Source organism: Prosthecodimorpha hirschii, from assembly GCF_001305515.1.
GTDB lineage: Bacteria > Pseudomonadota > Alphaproteobacteria > Rhizobiales > Ancalomicrobiaceae > Prosthecodimorpha > Prosthecodimorpha hirschii.
Genome location: NZ_LJYW01000001.1, coordinates 6158837 through 6173429 on the forward strand (window position 1 = coordinate 6158837; position 14593 = coordinate 6173429).

A 14593-nucleotide genomic window follows, 5' to 3' on the forward strand; every position below is an offset into this window, starting at 1 on the left:
GACGGACGGCCGACCAGCGCCCATGATCATCAGCCACCGGCACCGCTTCATCTATCTGAAATGCCGCAAGGTCGGCTCGACCAGCCTGGAGGTCGCGCTGGCCGATCTGTGCGGGCCGGACGACGTGGTCACGCCCCTCGACGGCGCCCGCACCCGGGCCGATCCGGACCGGCGCATCAACTGGCAGAATCACGTCCTGCCGCGCGAACGCTGGCCGCTCGCGGCCCGGCTGAAGGTCGCCTGCGGCATGACGACCCGGCGCGCCGGCGTGGAATTCTACAACCACATCCGCGCCGACCGGCTGCGGCGGATGGTCGATCCGGCCGTGTTCGACGGCTATTTCAAGTTCGCGGTCGAGCGCAATCCCTGGGATCGCGAGGTCTCCAACTACTTCTTCCAGCACCCGCGCGCCGACGACCGGCCACCCTTCGCCGAATTCGTGCGGACCCATACGGTGCGCTGGCCGATCGACAATTTCGACATCTACACGATCGGCGGCCGGATCGTCGCCGACCGGGTGCTGCGCCACGAGACCCTGGAGGCGGACTTCCGGGCCGTGATGGACCGGCTCGGCATCGCCGATCCGCCGTCGCTCGGCCGCGCCCGCGCCCGCCACCGGCCCGAGAAGGGCGCCTGGCGGCACTGGTACGATGCCGACACGCGCGATCTGGTCGGCCGCCTCTACGCGCGCGAGATCGCCGCCTTCGACTACGCCTTCTGAGCCGCCTGCCGGCGTCCGCACCGCCCCTGCGGCGTCTTCGCCGCCAGCGGCGTCTTCGCCCTTCGGCCCACTTTGCCGGGTGATCCCCCCATGGTAAGCAGCCGGCACATTCCATCCGAAGGACATGCGCCATGAAGGAAATCCTGGCCGAACTCGAGCGCCGTCGTTCCACCGCCCGGGCCGGCGGAGGCGCGAAGCGCGTCGAGGCGCAGCATGCCCGCGGCAAGCTCACCGCGCGCGAACGCATCGAGTGCCTGCTCGACGAACGCTCCTTCGAGGAGATCGACATCTATGTCGAGCATCGCTGCACCGATTTCGGCATGGGCGAGAGCAAGATCCCCGGCGACGGCGTGGTCATCGGCTCCGGCACCATCAACGGCCGCATCGTCTATCTGTTCGCCAAGGACTTCACCGTGTTCGGCGGCTCGCTCAGCGAGACCCACGCGGCCAAGATGGTCAAGCTGCAGGAGATGGCGCTCAAGAATCGGGCGCCGATCATCGGCCTGTTCGATGCCGGCGGCGCGCGCATCCAGGAGGGCGTCGCGGCGCTCGGCGGCTACGGCGAGGTGTTCCTGCGCAACGTGCTGTCGTCGGGCGTGATCCCGCAGATCTCGGTGATCATGGGTCCCTGCGCCGGCGGCGACGTCTATTCGCCGGCCATGACCGACTTCATCTTCATGGTCCGCGACACGAGCTACATGTTCGTCACCGGCCCGGACGTGGTGAAGACGGTCACCAACGAGATCGTCACCTCCGAGGAACTGGGCGGGGCCTCCGTCCACACGACCAAATCCTCGGTCGCCGACGGCTCCTTCGAGAACGACGTCGAGGCGCTCCTGCAGGTGCGCCGGCTGGTCGACTTCCTGCCGGCCAACAACCAGGCGCCGCTGCCCGAGATCGTCTCGCACGACTTGCCCGACCGGGTCGAGCGCTCGCTCGACACCCTGGTGCCGGACAATCCGAACAAGCCCTACGACATGAAGGAACTGATCCTGAAGGTCGTCGACGAGGGCGACTTCTTCGAGATCCAGGGCAACCACGCCAAGAACATCCTGTGCGGCTTCGCCCGCATGGAAGGCCGCACGGTCGGCATCGTCGCCAACCAGCCGATGGTGCTGGCCGGCGTGCTCGACATCGACGCCTCCAAGAAGGCGGCGCGCTTCGTCCGCTTCTGCGACTGCTTCAACATCCCGATCGTCACCTTCGTCGACGTGCCGGGCTTCCTGCCGGGCACCGCGCAGGAATATGGCGGCCTGATCAAGCACGGCGCCAAGCTGCTGTTCGCCTATGCCGAGGCGACCGTGCCGAAGATCACCGTGATCACCCGCAAGGCCTATGGCGGCGCCTATGACGTGATGAGCTCCAAGCACATCCGCGGCGACGTGAACTATGCCTGGCCGACCGCCGAGATCGCCGTGATGGGCGCCAAGGGCGCCGTCGAGATCCTCTACCGCTCCGAACTCGGCGACCCGGAGAAGATCGCCAAGCGCACCAAAGAGTACCAGGACCGCTTCGCCAACCCCTTCGTGGCGGCCGAACGCGGCTATATCGACGACGTGATCATGCCGCACTCGACCCGCTCGCGCATCGCCCGCGCCCTGCGCCTGCTGCGCAACAAGCAGCTCGAGAATCCCTGGAAGAAGCACGACAACATCCCGCTCTGACCGGTGAGGAGGGGATCGGCGCTTGCCATGTTCATGCGCCGTCCCGCTGCCATCCGTCGGCAAGCGAGCCCGACGCCAATCCATGCCCGTCTCGCGACGCATCCCCGGACAAGGGCCGCAAGGCCCGCCGATCCGGGGCCTACTCTCGACCCGGCGGCCGCAGGTCTCGGACTATACTCGGTCTTGTCAGCAGGTTGCTTGCAGAGTAGGTCCCGGCTCTCCGCCTTCGGCTACGGCCGGGATTGCGGTTTCTTGGGTAGGCGGACGCGGGGCGCGGGGTAGTGGGGATTCGGGGGCGGGGTAGTAGGGATTCGGGAGTGGGCCGGGGGTAGTAGGCACTCCGGCGGTGGACCGTGCACCGTCCGACGCCGCCCCCTGCCGCCATCTCCCAGCGCATCCCCGGACAAGGCCCGCAAGGCCCGCCGATCCGGGGCCCACTCTCGACCCGGCGGCCGCAGATCTCGGACTATACTCGGACGTGTCAGCAGGTTGCTTGCAGAGTGGGTCCCGGCTCTCCGCCTTCGGCTACGGCCGGGATTGCGGTTTCTGGGGCAGGGGATGCGGGACGCGGGGGCTGGGTAGTGCGGATTCGGGAGTGGGCCGGGGGTAGTAGGCACTGGGCGGTAGACAATGGACCCGTGCACCGTCCGACGCCGCCCCCCCCTGCCGCCATCTCCCAGCGCATCCCCGGACAAGGCCCGAAGGGCCGCCGATCCGGGGCCCACTCTCGACCCGGCGGCCGCAGGTCTCGGACTATACTCTGACCTGTCAGCAAGTTGCTTGCAGAGTGGGTCCCGGCTCTCCGCCTTCGGCTACGGCCGGGATTGCGGTTTGCGGGGTCAGGGGGACGCGAGGTAGTCCGGATTCGGGAGTGGGCCGGGGGTAGTAGGCGCTGGGCGGTAGACAATGGACCCGTGCACCGTCCGACGCCGCCCCCCTGCCGCCATCTCCCAGCGCATCCCCGGACAAGGCCCGAAGGCCCGCCGATCCGGGGCCTACTCTCGACCCGGCGGCCGCAGGTCTCGGACTATACTCGGTCTTGTCAGCAGGTTGCTTGCAGAGTAGGTCCCGGCTCTCCGCCTTCGGCTACGGCCGGGATTGCGGTTTCTGGGGTAGGGGGGACGCGGGCGCGAGGTAGTGCGAATTCGGGAGTGGGCCGGGGGTAGTAGGCACCGGGCGGTGGACAATGGACCCGTGCACCGTCCGACGCCGCCCCCCTGCCGCCATCTCCCAGCGCATCCCCGGACAAGGCCCGAAGGGCCGCCGATCCGGGGCCTACTCTCGACCCGGCGGTCGCAGATCTCGGACTATACTCGGACGTGTCAGCGGGTTACTTGCAGAGTGGGTCCCGGCTCTCCGCCTTCGGCTACGGCCGGGATTGCGGTTTCTGGGGTCGGGGGACGCGGGGTAGTCCGGATTCGGGAGTGGGCCGGGGGTAGTAGGCACCGGGCGGTGGACAATGGACCCGTGCACCGTCCGACGCCGCCCCCCCTGCCGCCATCTCTCAGCGCATCCCCGGACAAGGCCCGAAGGGCCGCCGATCCGGGGCCTACTCTCGACCCGGCGGCCGCAGATCTCGGACTATACTCGGACGTGTCAGCAGGTTGCTTGCAGAGTGGGTCCCGGCTCTCCGCCTTCGGCTACGGCCGGGATTGCGGTTTCTGGGGCAGGGGATGCGGGACGCGGGGGCTGGGTAGTGCGGATTCGGGAGTGGGCCGGGGGTAGTAGGCACTGGGCGGTAGACAATGGACCCGTGCACCGTCCGACGCCGCCCCCCCCTGCCGCCATCTCCCAGCGCATCCCCGGACAAGGCCCGAAGGGCCGCCGATCCGGGGCCCACTCTCGACCCGGCGGCCGCAGGTCTCGGACTATACTCTGACCTGTCAGCAAGTTGCTTGCAGAGTGGGTCCCGGCTCTCCGCCTTCGGCTACGGCCGGGATTGCGGTTTGCGGGGTCAGGGGGACGCGAGGTAGTCCGGATTCGGGAGTGGGCCGGGGGTAGTAGGCGCTGGGCGGTAGACAATGGACCCGTGCACCGTCCGACGCCGCCCCCCTGCCGCCATCTCCCAGCGCATCCCCGGACAAGGCCCGAAGGCCCGCCGATCCGGGGCCTACTCTCGACCCGGCGGCCGCAGGTCTCGGACTATACTCGGTCTTGTCAGCAGGTTGCTTGCAGAGTAGGTCCCGGCTCTCCGCCTTCGGCTACGGCCGGGATTGCGGTTTCTGGGGTAGGGGGGACGCGGGCGCGAGGTAGTGCGAATTCGGGAGTGGGCCGGGGGTAGTAGGCACCGGGCGGTGGACAATGGACCCGTGCACCGTCCGACGCCGCCCCCCTGCCGCCATCTCCCAGCGCATCCCCGGACAAGGCCCGAAGGGCCGCCGATCCGGGGCCTACTCTCGACCCGGCGGTCGCAGATCTCGGACTATACTCGGACGTGTCAGCGGGTTACTTGCAGAGTGGGTCCCGGCTCTCCGCCTTCGGCTACGGCCGGGATTGCGGTTTCTGGGGTCGGGGGACGCGGGGTAGTCCGGATTCGGGAGTGGGCCGGGGGTAGTAGGCACCGGGCGGTGGACAATGGACCCGTGCACCGTCCGACGCCGCCCCCCCTGCCGCCATCTCTCAGCGCATCCCCGGACAAGGCCCGAAGGGCCGCCGATCCGGGGCCTACTCTCGACCCGGCGGCCGCAGATCTCGGACTATACTCGGACGTGTCAGCAGGTTGCTTGCAGAGTGGGTCCCGGCTCTCCGCCTTCGGCTACGGCCGGGATTGCGGTTTCTGGGGTAGGCGGACGCGGGGCGGGTAGTGGGGATTCGGGGCGGGGTAGTGGGGATTCGGGAGCGGGTCGGGGGTAGTAGGCACTGGGCGGTAGGCAGTGGTACACCGTCCGACGCCGCCCCCTGCCGCCATCTCCCAGCGCATCCCCGGACAAGGGCCGCAAGGCCCGCCGATCCGGGGCCCACTCTCGACCCGGCGGCCGCTGGTCTCGGACTATACTCGGACGTGTCAGCAGGTTGCTTGCAGAGTAGGTCCCGGCTCTCCGCCTTCGGCTACGGCCGGGATTGCGGTTTCTGGGGTCGGGGGGACGCGGGGGCGTGGGTAGTGCGGATTCGGGAGTGGGCCGGGTGTAGTAGGCACTGGGCGGTGGACAGTGGACCCGTGCACCGTCCGACGCCGCCCCCCTGCCGCCATCTCCCAGCGCATCCCCGGACAAGGGCCGTAAGGCCCGCCGATCCGGGGCCTACTCTCGGCCCGGCGGCCGCAGGTCTCGGACTATACTCGGACTTTTCAGCAGGTTGCTTGCAGAGTAGGTCCCGGCTCTCCGCCTTCGGCTACGGCCGGGATTGCGGTTTCTGGGGTAGGGGGACGCGGGGGGCTCGACTGCCGTCACACGATCCCCGATCCGCCGTGCCGACGGCCACCGATCTTTGTGCTCGAAACCCCGCCCGTCCGCGCCTTGCGTCAGCTCTTGGTGCCGAAGCGTTTTTCTTCGGCGATGTCGCGGAAGGCGTTGACCAGCATGTCGGCGGGCTGGGCGCCCATGACGGCATATTTGGCTTCGATGACCAGGCACGGCACGCCGGTGATGCCGACGCGCTGGGCGTGGGCGATCTCGGTGCGGACGGCGTCCAGGTCGGCTTCGGTGTCGAGGAAGCCGCGGACCTCGTCGCGGACCATGCCGACGGCGGCGGCGGCATCGGCCAGCACGTCCGGATCGCCGATATCGGCGCCCTCGACGAAATAGAGCTGGAACAGCCGCTCGACCATGGCGTCCTGAACCTCGGCCTCGCCGGCCCAGCGAATCAGGCGGTGGGCGTCGAGCGTGTTCGGGGCGACGCGGATCGCCGCGAAGTCGAACGGAATGCCGAGATCCTGTCCGATCGTCTCCAGGTGCCGGTGCGCCTCGCGGACGCGGTCGGCGCCGCCGAGCTTGGCGTTGATATACGCATGGCGCTCGACCCCTTCGCGCGGGATGCGCGGATCGAGCTGGAACGGGCGGTGGACCAGGCGGAAGTCGATGTCGGGCAGCCTCGCCATGGCGGCGGCGAGATGACGGCGGCCGACGAAGCACCAGGGGCACACGACATCGGCGACGACGTCGATCTGCAGGGGCGTGGTTTCGGGCATGATGGAACGCGGGTCCGGACGGGATGGGCGGCGGCACGCCGGGGATTCGGGCGACCGCTCGGGAAATCCCTCATATCGCGTTGTGAGGGCTCTGGGCGAGTCGCTCAGACGGTGCCGCCATCGAATAGTCCGTTCAGCACCGGTTCGAGCGATTCGCTCTGTCCGAGCGCCGTGACGCGGCCGACCGGATCGATCTGCAGCGTCCGCCCCGTCCCCGGCACGATGAAGCGGGTGGTCCGGAGGATCGCGCTGACGCGGTTGAGGGCCGTCACGGCATCGGCCTGGTCGGTGCCCGGCATCAGCACGGCGAACCGGCCGCCGCCGATGCGGGCGGCCAGATCCTCGCCCCGCGTCAGACGGCCGATCAGGCTGCCGACCTGGCGCAGCAGGTGGTCGCCGGCGGCATAGCCGTCCTCGGCGTTGATCCCGGCCAGTTCGTCGATCCGGAGGGTGGCGACCGCATGCGGCTCGCCCTCCTCGGCGGCGATCTCGGCCAGCCGGCCGGCATGTTCCATGAAGAAGCCGCGCGAGAAGAGCCCGGTCAGCGCGTCGGAGGTGACCAGGTTGCGGCCGCGCACATAGACGGCGCGCAGAGCCTCGCGGAACCGGTGTTCGGCGACGGACCCGGCGATGACGCGGGCGAGATCGCTCTCCAGCGTCGCGTCCTCGACCAGTTCGGTGGCGCCCGCGGCGAAGATCTGGTCGGTCGCCTCCCGATCCGGGGCGGCGGCGAGGACGATCACCGGCAGGGTATAGAGAGCGGGATCGGCGCGGAACTCGCGCAGCATCTCGACGGCGGTGTCGACGGTCGTGTTCAGGACGACGGCGTCGAAGCTGCGGCGGGCGAGATAGTCGCGCGCGGTGGCGGTCGAGAAGGCGCCGACGATGAAGGCCTTCGGCGACAGGCAGCGTTCGACGGCCAGGTAGCGGACGCTGGCGCCGACGACCAGCACGGTCGGGTCGGCGCCGGCCGAGGGGCCGACGAAATCCGGCATCGTGACGCCGAAGGCGATCGCCGTGTCGGCGCGGCGGCGCGCTTCGGCCTGCATGGTGGCCAGACGGCGGATCGCCGCGATCCGGTTGGTCAGGCGGACGGCGGAGATCGGACGGGCGATGATCTCCGAGATGCCGAGACTGGGCGACGGCGAGCCCGTGCCGCCGAGCGCGATCACCGGCAGGCGCCGGCTGCCGCGGGCCATCATCAGCCGGGCGGCGGCGTCGAGATAGCGCATCCGGTCGCCGGACATTTCCGCCGCGATCATGTTCAGGACGACCACGTCGGGCGGGCCGGCCGCGGCGACCATGGCGGCCGACCGGTCCATCGCCGTCAGATTGACCTCGAAACCCTCGTCCTGGATTTCGCTCCAGAGACCGGAGGTTTCCGCACAGGATTGCTCTTCGATGACCAGTACGCGCCCGCGCCGCAAGATCGCCTCCTTCCGGACGGCACTGCACCGTCCGGCGCCCTGCCCATTCGTTTGCCGACCGTTACAATTGACGCGACAGGGTTAACGCGGGTTTACCAAAGGGGCGGCCGGACACGGCGTCGCGCGGGCCGCGGCGATGCGGGGCGCCGGGGGCGCCGGGGGCGACGTAGCCGATCGGGCGGCCGGGAATGGGGGACGCGTGCCGATGACCACAGACCGGGACGCTGCGGAACCCGATCCTGATTTCGGGCCGCTGACGCTCGTCGCCACCGAACGCGTCGCGCCCGCCCGAGACGGACGCGTCGTCGTCCGGCGCCGCTGGAGCGGCCGGGTGCCGGCGCTCGACTGCGGCCTCCTGATCGCGCTCGACGACGCGGCGCCGGAGGACATCGCCACAAACGTGCGGCGCGACTATCGTGCGCTCTGCGAGGCCCCGAAAACCGTCATCGAAGATGTCGCGACGCGGGGGCATTGGCGGATCGGCGACCCGGAAGAGGCCGTCCGGTGCTTGAGCATCGCCGGCATCACCGTCGTCCGGGACCGCATCGCCGTCTGGCTTGAACAGGACCCGCCGAGCCGCCAACGGATCGAGGTCATCATCGCCGACGGCGCGATCGTCGCCGTCGACTACGATCCGTAACGGGCCAAGGATTCGCAGAATTCCACGGGGCCGAGCCCGGCCGTGCGGGGGAAGGCGGTCCGGCGCTGATTGTGAGAGCGCCGATCCGGCTAACGCCGCATCAGATGCGACGCCATGCCGGCCCGCATGACGCGCCCGGACGGGGCGCGGGCGATGGCGGGAACGGGCAAGACCACATGTGGCAGCCGGTGCGGGCCGATCCGGTGCTCGGCCAGCGCGGCGATGAAGCCCTCCGGATCGAAGGCGGCGCCCGGCTTCGGCACGACCGCGGCCGCCAGACGCTCGAAGCCGTCCTCGTCGCGCAGCGGCACGGCGGCGGCATCGGCGAAGTCGCCGACATCGCGGAACAGGGCATCGAGCACGGTCAGGTCGAATTCCAGCCCGCCGGTGCCGCCGATCTCACTGCCGCGACCGGTCAGGATCAGGTTGCGCGACCGCTCCGGATCGGGGCGGGCGATGATGCCGGTGCGCACCCAGCCGTCGCCCTCGCGCGGCCGGTCGCGCAGCCCCGTGCGGTCGGCCTCGGGCCAGGTCGCCTCCGGCACCATGGCGCCGCGGACCATCAGTTCGCCGGTGCCGTCGCGCGCGGGCGACGGTGCGCCGGGCCGGGCGGGCGTGACGCGGAGCTGGGTCTCGACCAGGGTCGGCGCGATGGCGGTCTCCGACGGGGCCCCGATGGCCCCGAGCGGGATCAGGGCGGCGGCGGCCGGATCGCGCCGCCGGCGGGCGATGAGGGCGCGTTCGCCGAGGGTGATCACGTCGACGGCGGCCGTGCCGCGCGGCAGTTCGACCTCGGCCAGCCGGTCGCCGGAGACGACCAGCAGGTTGGCGCTCGCCTTGTGGGCGTCGAGGCGTTCCGACAGGCGGCGGGCAAAGAGGGCGGGCACCACGACATGGTCCGCGGCATGCTCCGCGACCTCCTCGGCCAGGCGGTCGACCGAGGCCGGCAGGCCGAGCACCAGCGTGCCGGCCGACAGGAGCCAGGGCAGCACCGCCGCGCCGAGACCGGCCAGCCCGCTCGGCGCCAGCGACGAAACGATCACCGCGCCGGTCCCGATCTGCGCCTCCAGAAGCGTCATCAGGCCGGTCGCGATCCAATGATTGTGCGAGCGCGGCACCACGGCCGGCGTCGCGCCCGCCTCGGCCGGCAGGTCCAGGCTCCAGGCGACGGTGGCACAATGGTCGGCGGCGTTGCCCTTGCGGGCGATGTCGCGCATCGGCGGCAGCCGGTCCATCTCCTCGTAGAGGCGATAGAGCGGGATCAGGCCGTCCGGCACCGGGCCGCCGGCCCCGAACACGAAGCGGATCTGGAACAGGTCGGCCGCGACCGCGAGCATGCGCTCGCCATGCGGCTCGCCGACCGTCTCGGCCACGGTGACGATGCCCTTGGCGCCGAGCGCGTCGAGCCGCTCGGTGATCTCCGCCTCGCGCAGCGCCAGCGGCAGGGGGGCGGCGATCAGGCCGGCGCGCAGCAGGCCGAACAGCACCGCGACCGAATCGGCCAGCGCCGGCAGCTGGCAGGCGACGACCGTGTCGGGCTTCAGGCCGAGGCCCGAGAAGAAGGCGGCCAGCGCTTCGACGCGCCGGTCGAGCGCCGCATAGGTCAGCCGCTCGGGCTCGCCGCGGGTCCAGTCCGACCGGTCCGCGAAATCCGCGAGCGCCAGCCGGTCCGGCGCATTGGCGGCATTCTTGCGCAGCACCTGGTCGAGCGTGACGCGCCCCCAGACGCCGGTTGCGAGATGCGCCATGCTCCTCTGTTCGGGCACAACGATCACGGCGTGGTTCCCCCGGGCTTCGCCCACCAGGCGCCGGTGACCGGACCGGAGGCGGACGTGACCGAGGGTCGCTCGATTCGGGTCCAGCGCGCCAGCCAGACCTGCGGCTGGTGATAGAGCGGAACGACCCAGAAGCCGGATATCAACAGCCGATCGAAGGCGCGCACCGCGGTGATGAATTCGGTCCGGCTGCGCGCGGCCAGAAGCGCGGCGATCAGGGCATCGTGGCCGGCGACCTTGGCGCCCGGCAGGTTGAACGACCCTTGCGCGTCGGCGGCGGCGACGCTCCAGCGGTTCAACTGCTCGTTGCCGGGCGACAGCGAGGCCGACCAGTTCCAGAAGGTCATGTCCAGGTCGAAGCTGGTGCGCCGGCGCTGGAACTGCGCGCTGTCGACTAGGCGGACGACCAGGTCGACGCCGATCAGCTTCAGGGAGCGCTGATAGGCGAGCGCGATGCGCTCCTGCTGCTTGTCGACGAGGACGATCTCGAAGCTCATCGGCGGCCCGCCGACGCCGTGGCGCATGACGCCTTTGTCGATCACCCAGCCGGCCTTGGCGAGGAGGTCGACCGCCTGCCGGATCGCGGTCCGGTCGCGGCCCGAGCCGTCGGTTTCCGGCGGCGCCCAGGTGCCGTCCATGATCTCGGCCGGGATCGCAGCCGCGAAAGGCGCGAGCAGGGCGCGCTCGGCGGCATCGGCCGGGCGGCCGAGGGCGGACAGTTCCGAGCCCTGGAAATAGCTGGCGGAGCGCCGGTAGAGGCCGAAGAACAGGTTCTTGTTGATCCACTCGAAGTCGAACAGCATGGCGAGCGCCCGCCGGACGCGGACATCCTCGAAGACCGGCCGGCGGGTGTTGAAGACCATCCCGTAGAGACCGCGCGGCAGGCCCGTCTCGAAGGTCTCCTTGACGACGCGACCCTCGGTCAGCGCCGGGAAGTCGTAGCCGGTCTGCCAGCGGCTCGGATCGCCCTCCGGATAGACATCGACCAGACCGGCCTTGAAGGCTTCGAACAGGGCATTCTGCTCGCGGTAATAGTCGAACCGGATCTCGTCGAAATTGTCGAAGCCGCGCTTCACCGGCAGGGCGCGCGCCCAGTAGTCCGGATTGCGCTTCAGCACCAGCCGGCTGCCGGGCACGACCTCGGCGACCCGGTAGGGGCCGGAGCCGATCGGCGGCTCGAGCGAGGTCTTGGCGAAGGCCTCGCGGCTCATGGCGTGCATCGGCAGGATCGGCATCAGCCCCATGATCAGGGGCATTTCCTTGTCGTCCTCGGCGAAGACGAAGCGCACCGTGGCGGGGTCGGGCGTCTCGACCCGGGCGACCTTCTCGCGATAGACGCGGGCGACATTCTCGCGGCCCTCGTCGCGATGCAGCGCGAAGGAGTGGGCGATGTCGGCCGAGGTGACCGGCGTGCCGTCGGAGAACCGGGCCTCCGGGCGCAGCTTGAACTCGACCCAGCGCCGGTCGTCGGGCACCTCGACGGTCGCGCAGATCAGGCAATAGAGCGTGAAGGCCTCGTCGAGGCCGCGCGTCATCAGGCTCTCGTAGACATAGTTCTCCTGCCCGCCGTCGCGCAGGCCGCGCGCCGGCTGGCCCTGGCGGATGAACGGGTTGAGGCTGTCGAAGGAACCGAAGGCGCCCCAGGTGATTCGACCGCCCTTCGGTGCGTCCGGGTCGACATACGGGAAGGCCGTGAAGTCGGCCGGCAGGCGCGGCTCGCCGTGCATCGCGATGGCGTGGGTCGGACCGGCGGCCCGGGCGGGGCCGGACAGGACGCCGGCGGGCAGCAGGGCGACGACCCCGGCGACCGCGAGCGCGCCCAGTGTCGGGACCCGGCAGGCCGTCGCGCCTCGGCCGTCGGGTTGCCGGACCACGTTGTATTTCTGCATCAGCTGGCGTCCGTCGCTCTCGTTCCCACGAATCTCCGGCAATGTAGCACGCTGCCGGCGGCCCCGGCGGGGTCGGGCGCCACCCGAAGCGTCTGGAAATCCGCGCCGATCCTCGGTAAGGAGACTGGCCCGTTCATGCCGTGACCGGCGGCGCGCGGTGAGCGTCGTCGCTCGCCCGCGAAAGCCGGAGCGGTCTTGGCATGTCGGGCGGGCAGGGCGGAGGCATCACGCTGCCGCCGCATTTGCCGACCATCAGGCTGTCGGTCCGGCCGAACGCTCCGGGCCGCAGCCGCGACACGAATTCGAGGACGAGAACTCCATGGTTGACAGGTCCACGCTGCGGGCGGCACCCCTCCAGGCCGGGTTCGGCGCTGCGCTTCTCTTCGCGGCGATGGCCGCGCTGCCGACCGTCGCCCTGGCCCAGTCGGCCGCCCCGGCGCCGAAGCCGGCGGCTCCCGCCGCCGCTAAGCCGGCCGCGCCCAAGCCCGGCGAGGCCAAGCCGGCCGCGCCCGCCGAGGGCGAAGCCGCCGGTCCGGCCCAGCTGCAGCCCGGACAGCCCAATCCCTGGGTCAAGCTGTGCTCCAAGGACGGTCAGAACCGCGACGTGTGCCTGATCGCGCAGGAACTGCGCACCGACGAGGGCCAGGTGGTCGGTTCGGTCGCCGTGCGCGAGATCGCCGGCGATCCGAAGAAGATCCTCCTGATCGCGGTGCCGCCGCTGAACCTGATCCAGCCCGGCCTGCGCGTCGGCATCGACAAGGGCAAGCTGGAAGAGGGCAAGTACACGATCTGCTTCCCGAACGCCTGCTATGCCGAGATGGCCGTGACCGACGCCTTCATCGCCACGATGAAGAAGAGTCAGGTGCTCGTCGTGCGCACGCTGAACATGCAGGAGAAGCAGCAGCCCTATCCGTTCGGGCTCGCCGGCTTCAAGGACGCCTATGAGGGTCCGGGCCTCGACCCGAACGCCCCGCCGCCCGGCACCGGCGCCAGCGCCAACCAGCAGCAGCTGCAGCAGGAACTCGAGAAGCGCGCCGACGAGGCCCGCGCCAAGCTGACCAACCAGCCGAAGCCCTGACGTTTCGGCGGAGGCCGTGACGGTTGGGCGCATGCCCGGTGGGCAAGATGCATATCCCGGAGGCGCGGCCGCAAGGTCGCGCCTTTTTTGCGTCTGGAGAGGGGGCGCGGGCGGGTCGCCCCGCCGGGCATCCGTGCCGCGCCGGACTGTTCTCCGCGCGGCGCTACGGCGGTCGGATCGAGCGCAAAGCCCCGGTCGCATTTCAATTGCAGCTCGTGCTATCGTTGGGGCGGGGGAACCGGGTCCGATCCGACGGAGGGACGACATCGTGATGCGAGCCTGTGCGAGGGGCGCCGTCCTGGCCGTCCTCTTGTCGGCGGTCGTCCTCGTTTCGCAAGTCCTCGGCGGCGCTGCCCGGGCGCGCGAGTTCCGGGCGGCCGATACCCAGACCGCCGACTATCCGACCGTCCAGGCGCTGCTCACCATGGACCGGTTGGTGCGCGAGCGGACCGGCGGGCGGCATTCGATCAAGGTGTTCCATTCCCGCCAGCTCGGCGAGGAGAAGGAGACCATCGAACAGACCCGCGTCGGCGCGATCGACATCAACCGCTCGTCGACCGCGCCCTTCGCCTCCTTCGTGCCGGAGGCGGGCGTGCTGGCGCTGCCCTATCTGTTCCGCTCGGTCGAACATCTGCACAAGGTGCTCGACGGACCGATCGGCGACGAGATTCTGGCCTCCTTCGAGGCCTACGGCTTCGTCGGGCTGGCCTTCTACGATTCCGGCGCCCGCTCGTTCTACAACACCGTCCGCCCGATCCGGGTGCCGGCCGACATGGCCGGCCTGCGCATCCGGGTGCAGCAGTCCGACCAGATGATCGTCATGATCCGCCTGCTCGGCGCCGAGGCGATCGCGCTGCCCTACGGCCAGGTCACGACCGGGCTGTCGACCGGGATCGTCGACGGCGCGGAAAACAACTGGCCGTCCTACGTCTCCACCGACCACGTCAAGCTGGCGCGCTTCCACAGCGCCACCGAGCACACGATGACCCCGGAAGTGCTGGTCATGTCGGCGCGCGCCTGGGCGGCGCTCGATGCGGCCGACCGGCAGATCTTCCGCCAAGCCGCGCGCGAATCGGCGCTCTACATGCGCCAGCAATGGTTCGAATGGGAGGGCCGCTCGCGGGCCGCGGCCCGCGGCGCCGGCGCCGTTCTGACGGAGGGGGTCGACAAGAAGGCCTTCGCCGACGCGGTCGCGCCGCTCTACGAGCAGTTCGTTCCGCCCGGCCGACTGCGCGACCTGGTCGAGCGCATCCGCATGGTGGAGTAGGCGCAG

The 14593-nt window shown here is 70.3% G+C and carries 9 protein-coding genes; 5 read left to right on the plus strand and 4 right to left on the minus strand.

Annotation, left to right across the window (positions count from 1 at the left end; translation table 11 throughout):
* Positions 1-22 precede the first annotated feature (22 nt).
* Positions 23-721, plus strand: a complete 699-nt coding sequence (locus ABB55_RS27050) for a sulfotransferase family 2 domain-containing protein (RefSeq protein ID WP_054361609.1) — start codon at positions 23-25, stop codon at positions 719-721.
* Positions 722-852: 131 nt separating this feature from the next.
* On the plus strand, positions 853-2385 hold the full coding sequence (locus ABB55_RS27055) for an acyl-CoA carboxylase subunit beta (protein ID WP_054361610.1): 1533 nt from the start codon (positions 853-855) through the stop codon (positions 2383-2385).
* 3460 nt (positions 2386-5845) lie between these two features.
* Here ABB55_RS27055 and ABB55_RS27060 read toward each other — a convergent pair.
* A complete protein-coding gene (locus tag ABB55_RS27060; protein WP_054361611.1) occupies positions 5846-6511 on the minus strand; it encodes a DsbA family oxidoreductase in 666 nt (221 codons plus the stop codon).
* A gap of 104 nt (positions 6512-6615) precedes the next feature.
* On the minus strand, positions 6616-7938 hold the full coding sequence (locus tag ABB55_RS27065; RefSeq protein WP_054361612.1) for a diguanylate cyclase: 1323 nt from the start codon (positions 7936-7938) through the stop codon (positions 6616-6618).
* Between the two features lie 331 nt (positions 7939-8269).
* Between ABB55_RS27065 and ABB55_RS27070 the strand changes: the two genes are divergently transcribed.
* Positions 8270-8578, plus strand: coding sequence for a hypothetical protein (locus ABB55_RS27070; RefSeq protein ID WP_152982208.1), 309 nt, complete (start codon positions 8270-8272; stop codon positions 8576-8578).
* Between the two features lie 89 nt (positions 8579-8667).
* On the opposite strand, the gene ABB55_RS27075 is transcribed toward ABB55_RS27070, so the two are convergent.
* Together ABB55_RS27075 and ABB55_RS27080 are read right to left on the minus strand one after the other, a co-directional pair.
* The gene (locus ABB55_RS27075; RefSeq protein ID WP_054361614.1) at positions 8668-10326 is read right to left on the minus strand and encodes an AMP-binding protein; all 1659 of its coding nucleotides are present in this window, start codon (positions 10324-10326) and stop codon (positions 8668-8670) included.
* Positions 10327-10349: 23 nt separating this feature from the next.
* Positions 10350-12242, minus strand: a complete 1893-nt coding sequence (locus tag ABB55_RS27080) for an extracellular solute-binding protein (RefSeq protein WP_083463990.1) — start codon at positions 12240-12242, stop codon at positions 10350-10352.
* Between the two features lie 319 nt (positions 12243-12561).
* Here ABB55_RS27080 and ABB55_RS27085 point away from each other — a divergent pair, with 319 nt between their 5' ends.
* Both ABB55_RS27085 and ABB55_RS27090 read left to right on the plus strand, forming a co-directional pair.
* Positions 12562-13320, plus strand: coding sequence for an invasion associated locus B family protein (locus ABB55_RS27085; protein ID WP_054361615.1), 759 nt, complete (start codon positions 12562-12564; stop codon positions 13318-13320).
* Between the two features lie 271 nt (positions 13321-13591).
* Positions 13592-14587: a TRAP transporter substrate-binding protein gene (locus tag ABB55_RS27090; RefSeq protein ID WP_054361616.1), complete on the plus strand. Its 996-nt coding sequence runs from the start codon at positions 13592-13594 to the stop codon at positions 14585-14587.
* Positions 14588-14593 lie beyond the last annotated feature (6 nt).

Coding starts and splice junctions, on each gene's coding strand:
- ABB55_RS27050 (WP_054361609.1), top strand. CDS start 23: ATGATCATCAGCCACCGGCACCGCTTCATCTATCTGAAATGCCGCAAG.
- ABB55_RS27055 (WP_054361610.1), top strand. CDS start 853: ATGAAGGAAATCCTGGCCGAACTCGAGCGCCGTCGTTCCACCGCCCGG.
- ABB55_RS27060 (WP_054361611.1), bottom strand. CDS start 6,511: ATGCCCGAAACCACGCCCCTGCAGATCGACGTCGTCGCCGATGTCGTG.
- ABB55_RS27075 (WP_054361614.1), bottom strand. CDS start 10,326: ATGGCGCATCTCGCAACCGGCGTCTGGGGGCGCGTCACGCTCGACCAG.
- ABB55_RS27080 (WP_083463990.1), bottom strand. CDS start 12,242: ATGCAGAAATACAACGTGGTCCGGCAACCCGACGGCCGAGGCGCGACG.
- ABB55_RS27085 (WP_054361615.1), top strand. CDS start 12,562: ATGGTTGACAGGTCCACGCTGCGGGCGGCACCCCTCCAGGCCGGGTTC.
- ABB55_RS27090 (WP_054361616.1), top strand. CDS start 13,592: ATGCGAGCCTGTGCGAGGGGCGCCGTCCTGGCCGTCCTCTTGTCGGCG.